General features: G+C 65.4%; 11 protein-coding genes and 1 pseudogene. 7 read left to right on the top strand and 5 right to left on the bottom strand.

Going from position 1 to position 15,554, the window contains the following annotated elements; genetic code table 11:
- The first annotated feature begins 8 nt into the window (after positions 1 to 8).
- Positions 9 to 911 (top strand): LysR family transcriptional regulator, encoded by a 903-nt coding sequence (locus MTX19_RS22905; protein WP_280979417.1) that lies wholly within the window; start codon positions 9 to 11, stop codon positions 909 to 911.
- Between the two features lie 100 nt (positions 912 to 1,011).
- Here MTX19_RS22905 and MTX19_RS22900 read toward each other — a convergent pair whose 3' ends face one another.
- The 3 genes from MTX19_RS22900 to MTX19_RS22890 form a co-directional block, all read right to left on the bottom strand.
- The gene (locus MTX19_RS22900) at positions 1,012 to 2,091 is read right to left on the bottom strand and encodes a D-TA family PLP-dependent enzyme (RefSeq protein WP_280979416.1); all 1,080 of its coding nucleotides are present in this window, start codon (positions 2,089 to 2,091) and stop codon (positions 1,012 to 1,014) included.
- A gap of 109 nt (positions 2,092 to 2,200) precedes the next feature.
- The gene (locus MTX19_RS22895) at positions 2,201 to 4,015 is read right to left on the bottom strand and encodes an ATP-binding cassette domain-containing protein (RefSeq protein WP_280985480.1); all 1,815 of its coding nucleotides are present in this window, start codon (positions 4,013 to 4,015) and stop codon (positions 2,201 to 2,203) included.
- A 4-nt stretch (positions 4,016 to 4,019) separates the two neighbouring features.
- A complete protein-coding gene (locus MTX19_RS22890) occupies positions 4,020 to 4,517 on the bottom strand; it encodes a YaiI/YqxD family protein (RefSeq protein WP_280979415.1) in 498 nt (165 codons plus the stop codon).
- Positions 4,518 to 4,653: 136 nt separating this feature from the next.
- Between MTX19_RS22890 and MTX19_RS22885 the strand changes: the two genes are divergently transcribed.
- Positions 4,654 to 5,451, top strand: a complete 798-nt coding sequence (locus tag MTX19_RS22885; RefSeq protein ID WP_280979414.1) for a hypothetical protein — start codon at positions 4,654 to 4,656, stop codon at positions 5,449 to 5,451.
- A 264-nt stretch (positions 5,452 to 5,715) separates the two neighbouring features.
- On the opposite strand, the gene MTX19_RS22880 is transcribed toward MTX19_RS22885, so the two are convergent.
- The gene (locus tag MTX19_RS22880) at positions 5,716 to 8,088 is read right to left on the bottom strand and encodes a xanthine dehydrogenase family protein molybdopterin-binding subunit (RefSeq protein ID WP_280979413.1); all 2,373 of its coding nucleotides are present in this window, start codon (positions 8,086 to 8,088) and stop codon (positions 5,716 to 5,718) included.
- A gap of 201 nt (positions 8,089 to 8,289) precedes the next feature.
- Here MTX19_RS22880 and MTX19_RS22875 point away from each other — a divergent pair, with 201 nt between their 5' ends.
- The 3 genes from MTX19_RS22875 to MTX19_RS22865 all read left to right on the top strand — a co-directional run bounded on the left by MTX19_RS22875 (position 8,290) and on the right by MTX19_RS22865 (position 11,207).
- Positions 8,290 to 9,333, top strand: a complete 1,044-nt coding sequence (locus MTX19_RS22875) for a Ppx/GppA phosphatase family protein (protein ID WP_280979412.1) — start codon at positions 8,290 to 8,292, stop codon at positions 9,331 to 9,333.
- 212 nt (positions 9,334 to 9,545) lie between these two features.
- Entirely contained in the window at positions 9,546 to 10,235 is a 690-nt protein-coding gene (locus MTX19_RS22870; protein WP_280979411.1) for an RlmE family RNA methyltransferase, read from the top strand.
- A 138-nt stretch (positions 10,236 to 10,373) separates the two neighbouring features.
- Positions 10,374 to 11,207 carry a Crp/Fnr family transcriptional regulator gene (locus tag MTX19_RS22865; RefSeq protein WP_280985479.1) on the top strand — a complete coding sequence of 278 codons (834 nt, stop codon included), beginning with the start codon at positions 10,374 to 10,376 and terminating at the stop codon, positions 11,205 to 11,207.
- A 697-nt stretch (positions 11,208 to 11,904) separates the two neighbouring features.
- Here MTX19_RS22865 and MTX19_RS22860 read toward each other — a convergent pair.
- Complete coding sequence (locus tag MTX19_RS22860) at positions 11,905 to 13,392, bottom strand: MFS transporter (protein ID WP_280979410.1); 1,488 nt, start codon at positions 13,390 to 13,392, stop codon at positions 11,905 to 11,907.
- Between the two features lie 144 nt (positions 13,393 to 13,536).
- On the opposite strand from MTX19_RS22860, the pseudogene MTX19_RS22855 reads away from it, so the two are divergent.
- Positions 13,537 to 13,787, top strand: a pseudogene (locus MTX19_RS22855) (hypothetical protein).
- Between the two features lie 169 nt (positions 13,788 to 13,956).
- The gene (guaB, locus tag MTX19_RS22850; protein ID WP_280979409.1) at positions 13,957 to 15,447 is read left to right on the top strand and encodes an IMP dehydrogenase; all 1,491 of its coding nucleotides are present in this window, start codon (positions 13,957 to 13,959) and stop codon (positions 15,445 to 15,447) included.
- Positions 15,448 to 15,554 lie beyond the last annotated feature (107 nt).

Here is a 15,554-nt window from a genome sequence, read left to right as displayed (position 1 = left end):
AGATCGTTATGAACACGCATGACCTTGTCGCATTCGTCGCGGTGGTGGAGACCGGATCGATCGTCGCGGCGTCGGCGCGGCTGAATCTCACCCAGCCCGGCGTGACACGGCGGATCCAGAATCTAGAGGAGATGCTGGGCGCGCAACTGCTGGACCGGCTGTCGAAGCCGTTGAAGCCGACGCCGGCCGGATACGAGGCCTACGAGCAGGGCCGCCGCCTGTTGCGCATGCTCGACGATCTCAAGTCCGGCGTTGCAAATGACGGCGTGGTGCGCGGCGAGTTCAGGCTCGGCCTGACGCCGTTCCTGTCGGAGGCGGGGCTCACGGGCCCGCTCGATGCCGTGCGCGCCGAATTTCCCGCGCTCGCCGTGCGCGTCGTCTCCGGCTGGTCGCCGCATCACGTGGAGGCTGTCTCGCGCAACGAGCTCGATGCGGCGGCGATCTGCCTGCCTGACGGCACTGCTCCGCCGGCAGATCTACTTGCCGACGATCTCGGCGCGCAGCCGGTGGTGTTCGTCGTCGCGCGTGACATGAAGATGCCGAAGTCGGTCGACCTCGAATGTCTGTCCCGCATGGGCTGGGTGATCAATCAGGATGGTTGCGGCTTTCGCCAGACGCTGAAGCGCCACTTCGATGCGGCGCATCTGCCATTCACGGTCGCAGTCGAGGCGCTAGACAGCGAGCTGCGCTTGTCGCTCGTGGCGCGCGGCCTCGGCATTGGCCTCGTGACTCCGGTGGCGCTGAAGCGGAGCCCGATCCGCAACCGGCTCAAGATCGTCAGGATCGAGGATTTCAACCCGGCGGTCCGCGCCTGGATCGTGCACCGTCCCCCGGCCGGACGGCTGACGCGGCCGATCGAGGTGTTTCGCGAGGCGCTGAATCAGGAGCTGCAGGCGCTCGTACGAGGGTAAGATATCGTAGGATGGGTAGAGCGCAGCGAAACCCATCATGCTTCCGCACGGATAAAATTTGATTGGTTTCGCTGCGCTCTACCCATCCTACAGGATACGGCTAGCGCAACTTGCCGCGCGCCGCGACCGGCAGCGTGCCGATGATCTCGTTGCCGCGCACCATCACGACCTCGTCCATCATGTTGACGACGACGCAGACGTGATTGGGCACGATCCGCACGACATCGCCGACATTGGGCCGGGTGTTGCTGCGCGAGAGATCGAGGAAGCCGTGCTCCTCGGCGAAGCGCGCGATCTTGGCTTCGGGATGCTCCAGGATCAGGCCGTGACCGTCGAGGCCGCCGGTATCCGTGGTCAGCGTCTTCGAGCCGGCATCGAGGATGCCGCGCTCGGGGCCGGCGCGGCTGACGACGGTGGAATAGATGTGCAGCGCGCAGTCGTCCCAGGTGGCAACGCCGGCGGCGACCTGCATGCGGTCGTTGTAGATGTAGGTGCCGAAGCGGTGCTCGGTGCCGCCCTTCAGCTTGCCGAGATTCTTCAGGTTCGGCGTGCCGCCGGTCGAGACGATCGCGGCATCGAGGCCGTGCGCGCGGACGCCGGCCAGCGCCTCGTCGTAGAACTTCTGCGCCTCCGCCCAGCCGCTCTCGGTCGGATAGAGCATGAAGCCGGCGAAGGTCAGGCCCTTTGATCCCGCGATCTCGCGTGCAAGGGCAATCGCCTCGGCCGGGGTCTCGACGCCGGCGCGCTTGCGGCCGGTGTCGCACTCGACCACGACCGAGAGCGGGCGGCCGGAGCTTGCCGCGGCCTTCGGCAGATCGCCGACGACGACGGAATTGTCGGCCGCGACGGTGACGTTCGCCTTACCCTGCAGCGCGCCGAGCCGCGCCATCTTCTCGTCGCCGAGCAGATTGTAGCTGATCAGGATGTTGTCGATCCCGGCATCTGCCATGATCTCGGCCTCGCCGAGCTTCTGGCAGGTGATGCCCTTGGCGCCGGCCTTGATCTGCATCTGTGCCAGCGTCGGATTCTTGTGGGTCTTGATATGGGGGCGGTTGGCGACGCCGGCGGCATCGCAGGCGGCCTGGATGCGCGCGATGTTGCGCTCGACCCGGTCCATGTCGATCACGGCGCAGGGCGTGCCGTATTCGCGGGCGATCTTGGCGGCGAGGGGCGTGGTCATGTTTTTTCTCTTTTCATCAGCCTCGTAGGATGGGTAGAGCGAAGCGAAACCCATCGGCTTCCGTCGTTTTGACATGATGGGTTTCGCTGCGCTCTACCCATCCTACGGCTCATGCCTGTTCGATCTCTTCGCGCAGCACTTCGAGCTCGAGCCAGCGGTCCTCGGCTGCAGCGAGCTCGTCCTGCGCCTTGGCGATCGCAGCCGATGCGGCGTCGAACTTGTTGCGATCCTTGGTGTAGAGGTCTGGATCGTCAAGCAGCTTCTGCTGCTTGGCGATCTCGGCGTGCAGCTTCTCGATCGTATTGGGCAGCGTTTCCAGCGCGTGCTTCTCGTTGAAGCTCAGCCGACGCTTTGGCGCCGCCTCGGGCGCCGCTGCCTTCACTTCTTTCTTCTCCTCGACCGCAGCTTGCGCCTTCACCGTCTCGCGCTTCACATCGGCGCCGCGCTGCGCCAGCATGTCCGTGTAGCCGCCGGCATATTCGATCCAGCGGCCCTGGCCTTCAGGCACGATCACCGAGGTCACGACGCGATCGAGGAAGTCGCGGTCGTGACTGATCAGGATCACGGTGCCCTCGTAGTCGCCGAGCATCTCCTCGAGCACGTCGAGGGTTTCCAGATCGAGGTCGTTGGTCGGTTCGTCCAGCACCAAAAGGTTGGACGGCTTCGCCAGCGCGCGCGCCAGCATCAGCCGGCCGCGCTCACCACCGGAGAGCGCCTCCAGCGGCGTGCCGCGCTGCTCCTGCGCGAACAGGAAGTCCTTCATATAGCCGATGACGTGCTTCGGCTTGTCGCCGACCATCACATGGTCGCCGCGGCCGCCGGTCAGAGCTTCCGCTAGCGTCAGCTTCGGATCGAGGCTTTCGCGGTGCTGGTCGAGCGTCGCCATCTCGATATTGGCGCCAAGCCGCACCGAGCCGCTGTCGGGCGGATCGTTGCCGATCAGAAGATGCACCAGCGTGGTCTTGCCGGCGCCGTTGGGACCGACGATGCCGACGCGGTCGCCGCGTTGAATTCTCGTCGAGAAGCCGCCGACGATCGTGCGATCGCCATAGGCCTTGGCGATGTTCTTCGCTTCGATCACGAGGCGGCCCGATTTCTCGGCCTCCGCAGCAGCCAGCGTGGCGTTGCCGGTGGCGCCGCGATAATTCCTCCGCTGGTCGCGCAGCGCGTGCAGATTGCCGAGCCGCTTGACGTTGCGCTTGCGGCGTCCGGAGACGCCGTAGCGCAGCCAGTGCTCCTCGTTGACGATCTTGCGGTCGAGCTTGTGCTGTTCGCGCTCTTCCTCGGCCAGCACTTCGTCGCGCCACGCCTCGAACGCGCCGAAGCCGCGGTCGATCTGCCTGATCTGGCCGCGGTCGAGCCAGGCGGTGGTGCGCGACAGGTTGGTGAGGAAGCGGCGATCGTGGCTGATCAGCACCAGCGCGCAGCGCCGGCTATCGAGTTCGCCCTCGAGCCATTCGATGGTCGGCAGGTCGAGATGGTTGGTCGGCTCGTCGAGCAGCAGGATGTCGGGCGAGGGCGCCAGCACCCGCGCCAGCGCCGCGCGTCGCGCCTCGCCGCCGGAGACATGCGCGGGATCTTCCTCGCCGCTAAGACCAAGTTGCTCGAGCAGATAGCGCGCCTGGTAATGGTCGTCGCCCGGGCCGAGGCCGGCCTCGACATAGGACAGCGTGGTCGCGTGCCCGGCGAAATCAGGCTCCTGCGGCAGATAGCGGATGGTCGCGCCGGGCTGCACGAAGCGGCTGCCGGAATCGGGCTCGACCAGGCCGGCCGCGATCCGCAGCAGGGTCGATTTGCCGGAGCCGTTGCGCCCGATCAGGCAGACGCGCTCGCCCGCGGAGACTGACAGTTCGACGCCGGTCAGCAGCGGCGTGCCGCCGAAGGTGAGGCTGATATCCTTGAGCTGGATGAGCGGTGGTGCCATCGCGTCAGCCCTGGCTCGTCGCCGCCTGCTCCGCGCGGCGGCGCTGGATGCGGCGGATGGTCTGGTCGAGCGTCGACAGGAATGTCGAGCGGTCGCGCGGCGAGAAGGACTTGGGTCCACCCGTGATTTCACCCGACGACCGCAGATCGGTCATCAGGTTGCGCATGGCAAGTGTCATGCCGATCGATTGTTCCGTGAACGGCTTGCCGTTCGGTGCGATCACCTCGGCGCCGGCCTTCAAGCAGCGGCTCGCCAACGGAATGTCCGCGGTGATCACGACGTCGCCCTCACGCGCGCGTTCCGCGATCCAGTCGTCGGCGGCATCCATCGCGGCGCCGGCAGCGACGCGCTCGATCAGCGGATCCTGCGGCACGCGGATGAAGCTGCCTGCGACCACGCTGACGGGCACGCCGAGGCGGATCGCGACGCGGTAGATCTCATCCTTCACCGGGCAGGCGTCGGCGTCGACATAGATACGGGTGGGGGCAGGGGTTTCAGTCATTGATCCAGGGGGTGGCAGGCGCGCGGCCTGCGTGTACTCCATCGGGTGGAAAATTGCGAGCAAAACGAGAGGCTTGCCATGCCTTTCGGTTCGACTACGATCATCGCCAGAAAAACAACCGAATAAGGGAAAACCCATGGCGGCTCCGCAAACCTACCGTGTCTCGGCCTACAACACCTCGAAACTGTCCGAGAACAAGATCCACGACGATACGGTGGCGCGGAAGTTCGGCTTCTCCGGCGGGCTCGTTCCCGGCGTCGACGTCATGGCCTACATGATGCATTTGCCGGTCGAGAAATGGGGCCGCGATTTCCTCGAGCGCGGCCTGATCGAGGCGCGCTTCGTGAAGCCGGTCTATGACGGCGAGATCGCCGAATTGACGGGCAGGGAGACCGGCAATGGGCTGTCGATCGAGCTACACAGCCGCGGCGAGCTCTGCGCGACCGGCACCGCCTCGCTGCCGGCCTCGGCGCCGAAGGTCGCGACCGACGACTACAAGCAGGTTGCGGCGGTGGCCGAGCGCAAGCCGGTCAGCGCGTCGTCCTACGAGCTTGGCAAATGGCTCGGCACCATCCCGCGCGACTGGTCCGGCGATGCTGCGAAGGAGTATCTCGCCGACATCAGGGAGACCCATCCGATCTATCTGCGCGAAGGTCTCGGCCATCCCGGCCTGCTGCCCCGGGTGATGAACAAGGTGCTGGTCGACAACGCGATCCTCGGCCCCTGGATCCATGTCGGCACCCGCATGCAGCTGTTGTCGGCGGCAAAGATCGGCGACGAGCTGACGGCGCGGGCCAAGGTGATCGGCAATTACGACAAGAAGGGCCACCGCTTCGTCGAGCTTGACGCCCTGGTGCTCGCCAACGGCACGACGCCGCTGGCGCATTGCTGGCACATCGCGATCACCCAGCCGCGCGAGCAGGCGGTGGCGTAATTCGATCCGTCATTGCCGGGCCTCACCCGGCAATCCATCGCCTTCGCAAAAGCGTTCTTGGTTGATGGATGCGCGGGTCAAGCCCGCGCATGATGAGTGTGGATTGGGCTGAGGTCTCGCATCGCCCACAACTGTCATACCCCGCGCATGCGGGGTATCCAGTACGCCGCGGCGTCTCGGTTCAACGACTGCTGTCTCTGGAATACTGGGTCACCCGCCTTCGCGGGTGACGACGCTGGGTTTGTGGGGGCGGGGCGGCTTTCCTTACGCCGCCTTCGACTTGGCGTCCTGGATCGCGCGCCAGACGCGTTCCGGCGTCAGCGGCATGTTGATGTGCTTGATGCCGTAGTCCGACAGCGCGTCCACCACCGCGTTGACGACGCAGACCAGGCTGCCCGCGCAGCCGGCTTCGCCGCAGCCCTTGGTGCCGAGCGGGTTCGACTTCGCGGGCGAGGGGTGATTGTCGACCTGCATCGACGGGATGTCGCCGGCGCGCGGCAACGCGTAGTCCATGAACGAGCCGGTGATCGGCTGGCCTGAGCCGTCGTAGTTCACTTCCTCCATCATCGCCTGGCCGATGCCCTGCGCGACGCCACCGTGCAGTTGGCCGGCGACGATCATCGGGTTGACCACGGTGCCGAAATCGTTGACCGCGAAGTAGCGGACGATCCGCGTCACGCCGGTGTCCGGGTCGATCTCGACCTCGGCAACGTGACAGCCGTTCGGGAAGGTCGACACTGTTTCCTTGGTGGCATGGTCGACGTCGAGCGTATCAGGGGTGCCCTCGGGCATGTTGCTGTCATGCATGCGCTCGGCGAGCTCCATGATGCCGATCGAACGGTCGGTGCCGGCGATGGTGAAGCGGCCATTGCCGAACTCGATGTCGGCCTCGGACGCTTCGAGCACGTGGGCTGCGGCCTTCTTGCCCTTCTCGACGACCAGCGCGGAGGCCTCCACGATCGCTTGTCCAGTCGCGGTGATCGAGCGCGAGCCGCCGGTGCCGTTGCCGAAGCGGACGCGGTCGCTGTCATTCTGTTCGAGCGTGATATTCTCGAAGGGGATCCCGAGCTGATCGGACAGCACTTGCGCGAACGGTGTGGCATGGCCCTGGCCGTAATCGAGCGTGCCGGTGGTGAGCTTCACCGATCCGTCCGGCTCGAAGGTGATCTTGCCGAGCTCGCCGCTCGGCGGCGCGGTGACCTCGAGATAGGAGCCGACGGCGATGCCGCGCAGCTTGCCGTTCTTCTTGCTCTCCTTCTTGCGCTTGGCGAAGTTCTCGTAGTCGGAGATCTCCAGCGCCTTCTGGAACACGCCGGCGAAATCGCCGCTGTCGTAGGTGACGCCGCTTGCTGCCGGGAAGGGCAGTTGTGACGGTTTGATGAAGTTGCGCTTGCGCAAGGTGAGACGATTGATCCCCATCTCGTCGGCGGCGGCATCGATCAGCCGCTCCATGTAGTAGTTGGCCTCGGGCCGTCCGGCGCCGCGATAGGCGCCCATCAGCGTGGTGTTGGTCACGACCGTCTTGATGTCGACGCCGAGCAGCGGCGTGCGGTAGACGCTGGCGAGATTCTTGCCGGTGTTGAGCGACAGCGGGCCCGGCGCGACACCGGTGATGTAGGCGCCGAGATTGCCGTAGCCGGACAGCCGCACCGCGAGGAACTTGCCGTCGGCGTCGAGCGCGAGCTCGGCATGGATCTTTTGCGCGCGGCCCTGGCTGTCGGAGAGGAAGCTCGTCGAGCGCTCGTCCAGCCACTTCACCGGGCGGCCCAGCTCCCGCGCAGCGTGCGCGATGCAGGTGTATTCGGGATAGTTGAGGTTCTTCATGCCGAAGGAGCCGCCGACATTGGCGGTGAGGATGCGCACCTTGTCCGGCGGCACGTTGAGCAGCCGCGCCAGGATCGCCTTGTTGCCGGAGACGCCCTGGGTCGGCACCTGCAGCGTGAAGCGTTCGGTCTTCTTGTCATAATGGGCCAGCGCCACCCGCGGCTCCATCGAGACCACGGCGACGCGGGTGTTGACGATGTCGAGCTTGGCCACATGCGCGGCGCTGGCAAACGCCGCCTCGATCTTGGCGGTGTCACCATAGTGGTAATCGAGCGCGACGTTGTTCGGGATGTTGTCATAGAGCTGCGGCGCGCCGGGTTTGGCGGCCTCGGCCGCATCGGTCACGGCCGGCAGCGCTTCGATGTCTGTTACGACGGCCTCGGCCGCATCGCGGGCCTGCGCCGCGGTTTCCGCGACCACGAAGGCGACGGGGTCGCCGACGAAGCGCACCTTGTCGATCGCGAGCGCAGGGCGGTTGGTCTGCAGCAGCGGCGAGCCGTCGCGGCTCTTCAGCGGCATCCCGCAGGTAAAGGGGTTGTAGCCGGCGGCCGCAAGATCGGTGCCGGTCCAGACTCCGAGCACGCCCGGCATCGCCCTGGCGGCCGCGGTGTCGATGCCCTTGATGATGCCGTGGGCATGGGAGGAGCGGACCATCCAGCAATAGGCCTGGTTGGCAAGCGAGAAATCGTCGGTGTACTTGCCCTTGCCGCGCACCAGCGTGTCGTCCTCCTTTCGTCGAACCGGCTGCCCGACACCGTATTTTTGCAGTGCGATGGCGTTTTCGAGAGAGGCGGAGGACGTGTGATCTTGCATCGGAAATGACCTGAAATGCCCGGATTTGCGCCGGTTTGGCGGGCGGTTGACCAGATAACGCACACCTCCCTTAACGACAACGCCCGATTGGGCATGGACCCAATGTGAACAGAGTTTGCGCAGGCCATTGCCGCTGCTAAAGTTTCCGTGAACGGAAATTCTTCGGTGGGTCGACAGCGGCCGCAACGAAAGACAGTTTTGATGGATGACGATGTGCGGCTTTGCGACGGCCTTCCGTCCGGCGAGGCCCCGTCAGGGTTGATTGCGGCGGGCGCTGACACGGGGGTCTACGCCGCGCTCGACCTTGGCACCAACAATTGCCGGCTTTTGATCGCCTGTCCGTCGGGCGACGGGTTCCGCGTGGTCGATTCCTTTTCGCGGATCATCCGGCTCGGCGAGGGGATCGCCGCGACCGGTTCCATCAGCGAGGCCGCGATCGAGCGCGCCATCGCGGCGCTCAGCATTTGCAGCGACAAGATCCGCTATCGCAAGGCCCGCCGGTTGCGGCTGATCGCGACCGAAGCCTGCCGCGCCGCCGGCAATGCCGAGACCTTTCGCGCACGCGTGGCTGCCGAGACAGGCATCAAGCTCGAGGTGATCGACCGCGAGACCGAGGCGACGCTGGCGGTGATCGGCTGTTCGCCGCTGCTCGACCCGAAAGGGCGAGGCGCCATCCTGTTCGACATCGGCGGCGGCTCGACCGAGCTGGTACGGATCGAGCGCGATCCGCATGCGCCCGACGCGCGGCCGCGCATCAAGGCGTGGATGTCGATCCCGCTCGGCGTCGTCACGCTGGCCGAACATTTCGGCGGCAGGAACGTCACGAAGGACGTGTACGCGCGCATGGTCGAGGAGGTCGCGCAACATGTCGCGCCGTTCTCGGCCGAGCATGGCAGGGACCTGCGCGACATGCACATGCTCGGCACCTCAGGCACCGTGACCACGCTCGCCGGCGTGTTCCTCAACCTGCCGCGCTACGACCGCCGCCGCATCGACGGCATCTGGATGAACGATGCCGACGTCACCGCGACGATCCGGAAGCTGCTCGGCATGAGCTACGAGGACCGCGTCAACAACAACTGCATCAGCATCGAGCGCGCCGACCTGGTGCTCGCGGGCTGCGCCATCCTCGATGCGATCCGCAACGCGTTCCCGCTGCCGCGGCTGCGCGTCGCCGACCGCGGCCTGCGCGAGGGCATGCTGGTCGAGATGATGCGCGAGGACGGCGCGCTGCGGGCGTGCTAGAGCGTTCTCCTTGCCTCGCCCCGCTTGCGGGGAGAGGCGTAGGCCGCCTACGGCGGCCGTTCCTGAAATGGACGCCGAAGTGAAACTTCGGCTATGTCGCATCGTAAGATGCGATCCGGGTGAGGGGGACTCTCCACGAGCGCATCTCTCACCTTGACTGCGGAAGCAGCCCTCACCCCCGCAAGAGCGGGGCGAGGGAGAAGAGAAGGAATATGGCGAAAGACACCACCGGACGGCTGCACGTCACGGTCAAGAGCGGCGGCAAGCGCAAGCTGTCGTCAAAACTCTGGCTGGAGCGCCAGCTCAACGATCCCTACGTCGCCAAGGCCAAGGCGATGGGCTACCGCTCGCGCGCGACCTTCAAGCTGCTCGAGATCGACGACAAATATCGCCTGCTCAAGCCGGGCATGACGGTGGTCGATCTCGGCGCGGCGCCCGGCGGCTGGAGCCAGATCGCTGCAAAGCGCACCGGGGCCGCCGACGGCAAGGGCAAGGTGGTCGCGATCGACCTGTTGGAAATGGGCGAGATCCCCGGCGTCACCTTCGCGCAGCTCGACTTCCTCGATGCCGATGCGCCGGAGAAACTGCTCGCGATGATGGGCGGTCGCGCCGACATCGTGATGTCCGACATGGCCGCTAATACCACGGGCCATCGCAAGACCGATCAGCTCCGCATCATCGGCCTGGTCGAGACCGCGGCACATTTCGCCTGCGAGGTGCTCAATCCCGGCGGGACGTTCCTGGCCAAGGTGTTTCAGAGCGGCGCGGATGCGGAGTTGCTGGCGCAGCTCAAGCGCGACTTCGCCACCGTCCGCCACGTCAAGCCGGCCGCGAGCCGGCAGGATTCTTCCGAGCGTTACGTGCTGGCGACGGGATTTCGCGGGCAGCCTAACCGGGCCTAGCTGCCGCTCTATCCCTGTTGGAACTTTTCCACTTGCGGCGAATTCTATTGTCCCGGCGCGGTCCGTTCGTTGCGTATCTCAGCTTGGCACCCACGGCAGGTTTGTGCAGCGAGCCGCGCCTCACGGAGCTTTCCCGTGATGGAGCGCAGGTCGAGCATAGGTAATCGCCTCCTGGCGGCCCTGCCGCGCGCCGATTTTGAGTTGCTTGCACCCCATCTCCGCAAGGTATCGCTCGAACGTGACGTCGTGCTGGTGCGGTCGGGTGACCTCGTCGAACAGATCTACTTCCCTTGCACCGCGTTGATCGCATTCGTCATGGACATGCCGAACGGACAGGCGGTCGCGACAACGATGGTCGGCAACGAGGGGGCGACCGGCATTCTGCCGACGCTCAGGTCGATACGCTCGCCGATCTCAGCGGTGGTTCGCATTCCGGGCACGACATGGCAGATCTCGCCGGCACGATTTCATGCTGCGCTCACGCATAGCCGCGCGCTTGCGGGTACGGTGCAGCTCCATATGCGGTCGTTGCTGGTGCAGTTCCAGCATATCGCAGCCTGCAATGCCCTGCATTCGGTAGAGGCCCGCCTGGCCCGCTGGCTGTTGCAGGTTCACGACCACATCGGCCACGACACGCTCCCGCTGACGCAGGAGACGCTGTCGGAATTGCTGGGCGTGCGGCGAACGACTGTAACCCATGCTGTGTGCAAGCTTCGCGCGTCGGGGGCCATCCGGTCCAACCGACGGAGTTCGATCGAGATCGACAGGCCACGGCTCGAAGCTGCGGCTTGCGAGTGCTACGAGATCATGCGGGGCAGGGTCGATCGCATCGTTTCGGCCGAAGGGATGAAACCATCCGGTCGCGGCGCGCCGCATGGGCTCCTGCGTTATCGCGATCAACCGTGGGCCAATGGCGATGAGGTTCAAGCACCCGTGCGAATCGCGGGTGCCGGGCGATCACGGAGCCATTGAAATCAGGTTTCGGCGATATCCCGGAACGCCTCGGGTAAGGCGAACAGGCGGACGCCGCCGGGTTTCGGATTATCACTCACTTCATTCGCATGGGCATCACTCACTGGCTCTGATCCATTCAAACGAAACTAAATCCAGAAAAGCCCGGCCTTGCGTGGCGCACGAACGCCACGGAAGGGAAACCCGGAGCGCATCCTCCTGCATGGATTTTGCTGATGCGGGATCGCTGCTTCCCGCTTGAGCCGAACCATGCGGCCACGGAGCTTCCGTTCGCATTCTGACGCTCGCGAAGATTTCTTTGCCGGGACGAAAGGCCGTGGTGCATCGGGCCAGCCGCGGCCACTCAGCCTTCGATCGCGGGGTGACGTGTTGCGGCCGTTTGTTTGAGGACTGGAAAATCGGCGATGCCAGGCGCATAATTCGGTGATGTCGACAATTGTTCAATGCCATTGCGGCGCCGAGTACAGACGCACTGAAGAGAAGTTCTTGGTGCCGCACACGGGTGACGCGATTTGCACGATCTGCGGAGCAGCGCTGGAATCGTGGCTGGAGAGCACCCACGTTCCCCAGTATGAGCTTGTTGAACGTCCGGATCAGACAGATGACCGGAATGACCGGCCACCCTTAAGGTCTGGACGTGATTGGACGACGCGCCTGCACTGAATGTCCGTGCCTCGCGAACAACCGGTTCGATTGACTAGCCCAGCCGCTGATCCCGCGCGTTCTGGGTATCTTCCGTCGCGTGCTTGACGGCGGCGGCGGCCGCGCCCCTTGCGGCGCCCTTGCGGCTGGAAATCTCGATCGCCTTGCGACCGGAGATTTCGTGGCCGGCATCGGTCGGCATCTGCCAGAAGAACCAGGCCGATACCGCCGAGATCAGCGAAACCACCACGAAGGCCGGCCCGAAGGCGCCGGCGGTGAGTTCGGTCTGGTTATGCAGCGCCAGCGTAGCCTCGACCGAGAAGGCACCTACCGCGACGCCGGCGGACACCGCGAGCTGCTGGTTGACGCTCGCCAGCGTCGTGGCGCGGCTCATCTGCGCGGCTTCGACCTCCGCATACGCCACGGTGTTGATCGCGGTGAACTGCAGCGAGCGGAAGAAGCCGCCGACCACCAGGATGATCATGATCAGCAGCAGTGGCGTCGTCACCGTGAACAGCGCGCAGGCGGCGAGGAAGGCCGCGGAGACCACCGCATTCACTGTCATCATGTAGCGGAAGCCGAAGGTGCGGATGATGCGCGCGGCGAGCGTCTTCATGCCCATGGCGCCGACCGCGGAAGCGAAGGTCACGAGGCCCGACTGGAACGGCGTCAGGCCGAAGCCGACCTGCATCAACAGCGGCAGCAGGAACGGCAGCGCGCCGATGCCGAGGCGGAACATGAAGCCGCCGACGATGGCCGCGCGCATCGTCGACAACCGCAGCAGCGAAAAATCCAGCACCGGCGATCCGCTTCGCTTCGCATGCATGACGTAGAGCGTCATGGAGATCGAGCCGATCCCGACCAAAGCGGCGACAATCGGCCACGGCAGGAGATTGAGCCCGGCGACCGAGAGGCCGAACGCGATGCCGGCAAGGCCGATGCCGGCGAGCACGAGGCCGTAAAGGTCGAAGCGCTCGGGATCGACGCTCTTGATCGGGTCGATATATCTCAGCGCCATGAAGATGCCGAGCAGCCCGATCGGGATGTTGATCAGGAAGATCCAGTGCCAGGAGAAATAGGTGGTGATGAAGCCGCCGAGCGGCGGCCCGATCACGGGGCCTATCAGCGCGGGGACCGTCACCCAAGCCATCGCATTGACCAGCGCGCTCTTGTCGACCGAGCGCAGCAGCACCAGACGCCCGACCGGCGTCATCATTGCCCCGCCGAGGCCCTGCAGGATGCGGGCGAACACGAAATCGGTCACCGAGGAGGAGAGCGCGCAGCCGATCGAACCCAGCATGAAGACGCCGACGGCGCCGGCAAACACGATGCGGGCGCCAAAACGGTCCGCGGTCCAGCCGCTCGCCGGGATGAACACCGCGAGCGAGAGCAGATAGGAGGTGATCGCCAGTTTCAGCGTCAGGGGGCTGGTGCCGATATCGGCGGCAATCGCCGGCAGCGAGGTCGCGATCACCGTGGAATCCATGTTCTCCATAAAGAGAGCGGTGGCCACGATGAGCGGGATCAGGCGTTCTTTGTTCATTAAAATGGGACGGCTGGGAGAGCTGAAATGGCAGGGCGAGGGGGCTGTATCACCCTGCCGCCAGCCATGCCATTGCGGAACCGGCCAAACCACCTAAATCCAGCGTGACGCTGGTATGCATCCGCCAAGCGCCTGAGGTGTGCCGTGATCTACGTCCTCGCCGCCCTGTTGCCGCCGATCGGGCTGCTTCTGAACGGGCAGCCGTTCTCGGCGCTGTTCAACCTGGTCCTGATCGTGTTTTGCGCGATTTTCGGCTGATTTTCCACGTGTTGCTGCTGGTGCCCTCGGCCCATGCCGTGATCGCAGTCCATATGAAGCGGGAGGATCGCCGCCACCGGGAGGTGGTCGAGGCGATCCGCCGCCACGGGCCGCCGCCCGGCTATTGGGCCCCGTAAAAAGCCTGTGCATGGCTGGCAAACACTTTGATTCGTCATGCCGCCATGCTATCGACCAGCGTCAACCCCACCGATGGGCACCGATTCGACGGTGACGCAGCGAGCGTCGCCGCAGGCGGCGTTCATCCGTTAAGATCATTGCGGCGGACGCCGCCGAAAGGAGTTGGCAATGGCCACGGGACTTCAGACTATCCGTGAAGCCTTCACGTTCGACGATGTGCTTCTGAAGCCCGGTCTGTCGGACGTTCTTCCCTCGGAAGTCGATATTCGCTCGCGCGTGACCCGCGCGATCCCGCTCAACATCCCGATTATCGCCTCCGCGATGGACACCGTGACCGAGGCGCGCATGGCGATCGCGATGGCGCAGGCCGGCGGCCTCGGCGTCATCCACCGCAACTTCGATCCGGAGGGGCAGGCCGCGCAGGTGCGGCAGGTGAAGAAGTTCGAATCCGGCATGGTGGTCAATCCGCTCACCATCGGCCCGGATGCCACGCTGTCCGACGCGCTGACACTGATGAAGGACCACGGCATCTCCGGCATCCCGGTCGTCACCGGCGGGGCCAAGAACGTGCCGGGCAAGCTGGTCGGCATCCTGACCAACCGCGACGTGCGTTTCGCCAGCGATCCGAGGCAGAAGGTCTCGGAGCTGATGACGCGCGAGAACCTCGTGACGGTGCGCGAGAGCGTCAGCCAGGACGAGGCTAAGCGGATGCTGCACAAGCACCGCATCGAGAAGCTGCTGGTCGTCGACGATCAATATCGTTGCGTCGGCCTGATCACCGTGAAGGACATCGAGAAGGCAGTGGCGCATCCGCTCGCCTGCAAGGACGAGCATGGCCGGCTTCGCGTGGCTGCCGCCACCACGGTCGGCGAGACCGGGTATGAGCGCACCGAGCGGCTGATCGATGCCGGCGTCGACGTGGTCGTGGTCGACACCGCGCACGGCCATTCCCGGCACGTGCTGAACGCCGTCAACCGCATCAAGCGGCTGTCAAACTCGGTGCAGGTCGTGGCCGGCAACGTCGCGACCGAGGACGGCGCGCAGGCCCTGATCGATGCCGGCGCCGACTGCATCAAGGTCGGCATCGGCCCGGGCTCGATCTGCACCACGCGCATCGTCGCTGGCGTCGGCGTGCCGCAGCTCACCGCGATCATGGATGCGGTGGCCGCGGCGAAGAAGTCCGACATCCCGGTGATCGCCGATGGCGGCATCAAATATTCCGGCGACCTCGCCAAGGCGCTGGCCGCCGGCGCCGACATCGTGATGGTCGGCTCGCTGCTCGCCGGCACCGACGAGACACCGGGCGAGGTCTTCCTGTGGCAGGGCCGCTCCTACAAGGCCTATCGCGGCATGGGCTCGGTCGGCGCGATGGCGCGGGGCTCGGCCGACCGCTACTTCCAGCAGGACATCAAGGACACGCTGAAGCTCGTGCCCGAGGGCATCGAGGGCCAGGTGCCCTACAAGGGGCCGGTTGGCAATGTCATGCATCAGCTCGCCGGCGGCCTCCGCGCCGCGATGGGCTATGTCGGCGCGCGCAACATCAAGGACTTCCACGACAAGGCGGAATTCGTCCGCATCACCGGCGCGGGCCTGCGCGAAAGCCACGTCCACGACGTGACGATCACGCGTGAAGCCCCGAACTATCCGGGCGGCGGCTAGCCCGAGCACTGTCATTCCGGGTGCGCGTCTTGCGACGCGCCCCTGAACGACTGTCGAGAGACGGCCGATAGCATGCCGCCGAAATGGCGCTCGTCATTTCAAACAAC

It is taken from the genome of Bradyrhizobium sp. ISRA464 (genome assembly GCF_029910095.1).
Taxonomy (GTDB): domain Bacteria; phylum Pseudomonadota; class Alphaproteobacteria; order Rhizobiales; family Xanthobacteraceae; genus Bradyrhizobium.
The sequence above is the reverse complement of the archived record's forward strand: the minus strand, read 5'-3'. Positions and strand labels throughout refer to the sequence as shown.

Bases quoted from the DNA above. Each gene is read 5' to 3' on its own strand.
- MTX19_RS22905 (WP_280979417.1), top strand. From the start codon at position 9: ATGAACACGCATGACCTTGTCGCATTCGTCGCGGTGGTGGAGACCGGA.
- MTX19_RS22900 (WP_280979416.1), bottom strand. From the start codon at position 2,091: ATGACCACGCCCCTCGCCGCCAAGATCGCCCGCGAATACGGCACGCCC.
- MTX19_RS22895 (WP_280985480.1), bottom strand. From the start codon at position 4,015: ATGGCACCACCGCTCATCCAGCTCAAGGATATCAGCCTCACCTTCGGC.
- MTX19_RS22890 (WP_280979415.1), bottom strand. From the start codon at position 4,517: ATGACTGAAACCCCTGCCCCCACCCGTATCTATGTCGACGCCGACGCC.
- MTX19_RS22885 (WP_280979414.1), top strand. From the start codon at position 4,654: ATGGCGGCTCCGCAAACCTACCGTGTCTCGGCCTACAACACCTCGAAA.
- MTX19_RS22880 (WP_280979413.1), bottom strand. From the start codon at position 8,088: ATGCAAGATCACACGTCCTCCGCCTCTCTCGAAAACGCCATCGCACTG.
- MTX19_RS22875 (WP_280979412.1), top strand. From the start codon at position 8,290: ATGGATGACGATGTGCGGCTTTGCGACGGCCTTCCGTCCGGCGAGGCC.
- MTX19_RS22870 (WP_280979411.1), top strand. From the start codon at position 9,546: ATGGCGAAAGACACCACCGGACGGCTGCACGTCACGGTCAAGAGCGGC.
- MTX19_RS22865 (WP_280985479.1), top strand. From the start codon at position 10,374: ATGGAGCGCAGGTCGAGCATAGGTAATCGCCTCCTGGCGGCCCTGCCG.
- MTX19_RS22860 (WP_280979410.1), bottom strand. From the start codon at position 13,392: ATGAACAAAGAACGCCTGATCCCGCTCATCGTGGCCACCGCTCTCTTT.
- guaB (WP_280979409.1), top strand. From the start codon at position 13,957: ATGGCCACGGGACTTCAGACTATCCGTGAAGCCTTCACGTTCGACGAT.